Origin of the sequence: Streptomyces violens (assembly GCF_000717745.1) — a bacterium.
Lineage (GTDB): Bacteria > Actinomycetota > Actinomycetes > Streptomycetales > Streptomycetaceae > Streptomyces > Streptomyces violens.
In genome coordinates, this window is sequence record NZ_JOBH01000037.1 from 1 (window position 1) to 4,195 (window position 4,195).

At 69.3% G+C, this 4,195-nt stretch carries 4 protein-coding genes and 1 rRNA gene; 1 reads left to right on the forward strand and 4 read right to left on the reverse strand.

Annotated elements, in window-relative coordinates:
* Positions 1-59, reverse strand: a 16S ribosomal RNA gene (locus IF04_RS0135240); the annotation flags it as partial.
* Between the two features lie 476 nt (positions 60-535).
* Complete coding sequence (locus IF04_RS0135245) at positions 536-1,543, reverse strand: stage II sporulation protein M (protein ID WP_030267706.1); 1,008 nt, start codon at positions 1,541-1,543, stop codon at positions 536-538.
* Between the two features lie 135 nt (positions 1,544-1,678).
* Between IF04_RS0135245 and IF04_RS0135250 the strand changes: the two genes are divergently transcribed.
* A complete protein-coding gene (locus IF04_RS0135250) occupies positions 1,679-2,641 on the forward strand; it encodes an RDD family protein (protein WP_030267708.1) in 963 nt (320 codons plus the stop codon).
* Positions 2,642-2,682: 41 nt separating this feature from the next.
* On the opposite strand, the gene IF04_RS0135255 is transcribed toward IF04_RS0135250, so the two are convergent.
* Both IF04_RS0135255 and IF04_RS0135260 read right to left on the reverse strand, forming a co-directional pair.
* Positions 2,683-3,315: a hypothetical protein gene (locus IF04_RS0135255; protein ID WP_030267710.1), complete on the reverse strand. Its 633-nt coding sequence runs from the start codon at positions 3,313-3,315 to the stop codon at positions 2,683-2,685.
* Positions 3,316-3,463: 148 nt separating this feature from the next.
* Positions 3,464-4,195 (reverse strand): adenosylhomocysteinase (locus IF04_RS0135260; RefSeq protein WP_030267712.1); only part of this gene is annotated, 732 nt, incomplete at its 5' end.

Below are 4,195 nucleotides of genomic sequence, written 5' to 3' on the forward strand. Positions count from 1 at the left end.
TGCATGTGTTAAGCACGCCGCCAGCGTTCGTCCTGAGCCAGGATCAAACTCTCCGTGAATGTTTACCGGTAATCCGGTTGAACACCACGAGAGCGGAACGTCCGGACGGAATAGGTCCCGACGTTCACAGCGTCCTCGCTGTGTTTTTCAAAGGAACCTCGTCCCAGCTGATGCTGGAGACGGGGTATCAACATATCTGGCGTTGACTTTTGGCACGCTGTCTCGAATTTTGTTTCTGGTGGCCTTTGGATTGGCCTTTCGCCTTTCGGCGGCTCCGACTTTATCAGAAGCGCTTTCGCCGATTTGATCGACCTGACGTTCCCGATAAGAGATCGGAAGGGCTCCGCCGAATCGAATTCCGGCCGGAGCGCAGTAGATGTTAGCTGCTGTGGGGTAGCTTGTCCAGCTCCCGCAACCGTTAAAATCTACCTCCCCGAGTCGCCCGTGTCAACGGGGTTCCTCGGATGAACAGGAGATTAGCAGCTCAGGGGTGTCCGGTGCACATCCGGCGTTCCCCGGCTCCGGAGGCTGCCGTTCAGGCGGCGGTGGGCAGTGTGGCGTCGCGGTCGGAGCGCTCGACGTCGCCGGTCTCCCCCGCTCGGGCAGCGCGGCGGCCGGCCCCGTAGACGTACGCGAAGAACGCCAGCTCAGCGACGATGCCGATGCCGATGCGGAGCCAGGTCGGCAGGCCGGACGGGGTGACGAAGCCTTCGATGGCTCCGGAGACGAGGAGTACGGCGGCCAGTCCCAGGGCCACGCCCAGTGCTGCGCGCCCTTCCTCGGCCAGGGCGTTCCGTCGGGTGCGCGGGCCCGGGTCGATCACCGTCCAGCCGAGCTTGAGGCCCACTCCCCCGGCGGCGAACACGGCCGTCAGCTCCAGCAGGCCGTGCGGGAGGATCAGGCCGAGGAACGTGTCGAGGCGGCCGGCGGATGCCATGAGGCCGATGCCGATCCCCACATTGAGCATGTTCTGGAAGAGGATCCAGAGCACCGGCACGCACAAGAAGGCGCCGAGGACCAGGCAGAGCGCGGCCGCCTGGGCGTTGTTCGTCCAGACCTGGGCCGCGAAGGAGGCGGCGGGGTGGCTGGAGTAGTACGTCTCGTACTTGCCGCCCGGTCTGGTCATCTCCCGCAGGGCGTCGGGGGCCCCGATGGATGCCTGGACCTCCGGATGCGCGGCGATCCACCAGCCGATGAGGGCCGCGACGACGGTGGAGAGGACCGCGGTGGGTATCCACCAGTGCCGTAGCCGGTAGAGAGCGGCGGGGAACGAGGTCGTGAAGAAGCGGGCTGCGTCGCGCCAGGACGCCTTGCGCGCGCCCGTCACGGCGCTGCGTGCGCGGGCGACCAGGGAGGTCAGCCTGTCGGTCACGGTGGGGTCCGGAGCGGTGGACTGGAGCAGCGAGAGGTGGGTGGTGGCGCGCTGGTACAGGGTGATCAGTTCGTCGGCCTCGGCGCCCGAGAGACGGCGCTTGCGGCGTACCAGGGTGTCGAGGCGGTCCCACTCGGCGCGGTGCGCCGTGACGAAGACATCGAGGTCCATTCAGTAGCGCTCCTCGTCCCCATGTGACGGTTTCGGTGCTCATGATGAACGTACTGGGCCCATTGTCGTATCGGCTTGGCAGACTGGCGGTGCCGTCAGCGGGCGGGCGGGGACGCAGGCGAGAGGACGGCGGGGATGAACGAACTGGTGACGGGTGAGGCGGTCGTACTCGGGCTGCGGCCTGCCAGGCTGCCGAGCCGGGCGCTGGCGGTGCTCATCGATCTCGCCGTGACCTGGGCCGGCTACATCCTGATCTCCATGGCGCTGTTCGCGGCAACGGGCTCGCTGGACTCGGCCGCGCTGGCGGCCCTCTCGGTGGCGGCGTTCGTCCTCGTACTGGTCGGGGTGCCGATCGTTGTCGAGACGCTGAGCCACGGGCGCTCCCTGGGGAAGCTCGCGTGCGGGCTCCGGGTGGTGCGCGAGGACGGTGGTCCGATCCGGTTCCGGCACGCGCTGGTGCGCGGGGCGATGGGGGCCATCGAGATCGTGCTGACGATGGGTGTCGTGGCGTGCATCGCCTCTTTGGTGTCGGCACGCGGGCGGCGACTGGGGGATGTGTTCGCGGGCACGGTCGTCGTACGGGAGCGGACACCGGTGCCGCAGGGCGGGTCGGCGCTGCCGCCTCCGCCGCCGTGGCTCATGGGGCAGCTCGGGGCGCTGGACCTGTCGCGCGTACCGGACAGCTGGTGGCTGACCGTACGGCAGTACCTGGCGCGGGCGGGGCAGCTCGATCCGCAGGTCGGGTGGCGGATCGCCGGGCAGCTCGCCGAGGACTTCGTGGGGTGGACGGGGGCGGTGCCGCCACAGGGCGTGCATCCGGCCGCCTATCTGTCGGCGGTGGTGGCCGAACGGCAGGGGCGGGAAGCGCGGCGGACCTTCGGAACGGAACGGTCGGCGGGAGCAGACCGGTCGGAGGGAGCGGAGAGGTCGGCGGGAGCGCACCGGTCGGCGGGAGCGACCGCGCCGGATGCGAGGGCGACCGCGCCGGATGCGGGGGCGGTCGAGGCCGCAGCCCCCGCAAGCCCCGCAGTACCGGCAGTACCGGCAGTACCGGAAAGCAACGCCGGCCGTGCGACGGGGTTCGCGCCGCCCGCCTGAGCTGACAGCGGGCCGCGGCTCGGCTCAGTAAGCGGCTCGGCTCAGAAACCCGGCTCGTCGGTGGTGAAGGTCGACGGCGGGGATTCGAGGTCTTCGAGCTCGATGCCGGGGGCCGAGAGGACGACATCGCCGGCGATGTGGACGGCGTGCTGTTCGCCGGTCTCCAGGTCGTTGACCTGGTACTCGTCCACAGTCAGCGGGCCGTTGTCAGTGGCGTGTGCTGTCCTGTTCACCAGGGCCCAGGACTGGTCGAGCGTGCGGGGCGCGAGGACGGGGGGTGTGAAGGCCACGAGCCGGGTGCGGACGGCTCCGGAGCCGGGGGCGGGGCGCAGCAGCCGGGCGGTGGCGACGAGGAATGCGGGGGACGCGCCGGTGAAGGAGTGGGCGGGGACGTTGCCTTCGGTGGCGTGCTCGCCGGAGGGGTCGGTACGGACCCAGGTGACGCCGTCGAGCGCGGCGCCGCGCACCTGCCAGGACGCGGCGTGGAGTTGCAGGCGGATGGGGCGGCCGAGGTCGTCGAGGGTGAGGTCGACGGAGCCGGCGTGGTCGCCGGAGGGGGTGGTGATCTGCGAGACGTAACGCCAGCCGGAGGGGCCGGTGGCGCAGTGGAAGTGCTCTTCACCGAGGGGGGTGTGATCGTGCGGGTCGTGCAGCGAGTAGCGGCCGCGGGGCATGGGGGTCCTTCAGTGGTTCCGTCAGGCACAGGCTCTCAGGGCGTCCCGCGAAGGGGGCTGCAGACGAGGCTACGCAGGGGCCGGGACGGGCCAGGCCCCCGCCCTGGGGACGGGGGCCTGGATCAAGCGGTGGCGCAGCCGGTGGCCGTCAGTAGCGGTAGTGGTCCGGCTTGTACGGGCCCTCGACCTCGACGCCGATGTAGGCGGCCTGCTCCGGGCGGAGCTCGGTGAGCTTGACGCCCAGCGAGTCCAGGTGGAGGCGGGCGACCTTCTCGTCCAGGTGCTTGGGCAGCACGTACACATCGGTCGGGTACTGCTCGGGCTTGGTGAACAGCTCGATCTGGGCCAGCGTCTGGTCCGCGAAGGAGTTGGACATCACGAACGACGGGTGGCCGGTCGCGTTGCCGAGGTTCAGCAGACGGCCCTCGGACAGCACGATCAGGACCTTGCCGTCGGGGAAGGTCCAGGTGTGCACCTGCGGCTTGACCTCGTCCTTGACGATGCCCTCGATGCTCGCCAGGCCGGCCATGTCGATCTCGTTGTCGAAGTGGCCGATGTTGCCCACGATCGCCTGGTGCTTCATCTTGGCCATGTCCGAGGCCATGATGATGTCCTTGGGGTCGATCTCGGTGACGATCACCCGGGCGCCCTGGCCGCGCAGCGACTCCGCGCAGCCCTTGCCCACATCGCCGTAGCCGCACACGACGGCGGTCTTGCCGCCGATCAGGACGTCGGTGGCGCGGTTGATGCCGTCGATCAGCGAGTGCCGGCAGCCGTACTTGTTGTCGAACTTCGACTTCGTCACGGCGTCGTTCACGTTGATCGCCGGGAAGAGCAGGGTGCCGTCGCGGTGCATCTCGTACAGACGGTGCACACCGGT

Excerpts from the sequence above, each read along its gene's own strand:
- IF04_RS0135245 (WP_030267706.1), bottom strand. The coding sequence starts at position 1,543 with ATGGACCTCGATGTCTTCGTCACGGCGCACCGCGCCGAGTGGGACCGC.
- IF04_RS0135250 (WP_030267708.1), top strand. The coding sequence starts at position 1,679 with ATGAACGAACTGGTGACGGGTGAGGCGGTCGTACTCGGGCTGCGGCCT.
- IF04_RS0135255 (WP_030267710.1), bottom strand. The coding sequence starts at position 3,315 with ATGCCCCGCGGCCGCTACTCGCTGCACGACCCGCACGATCACACCCCC.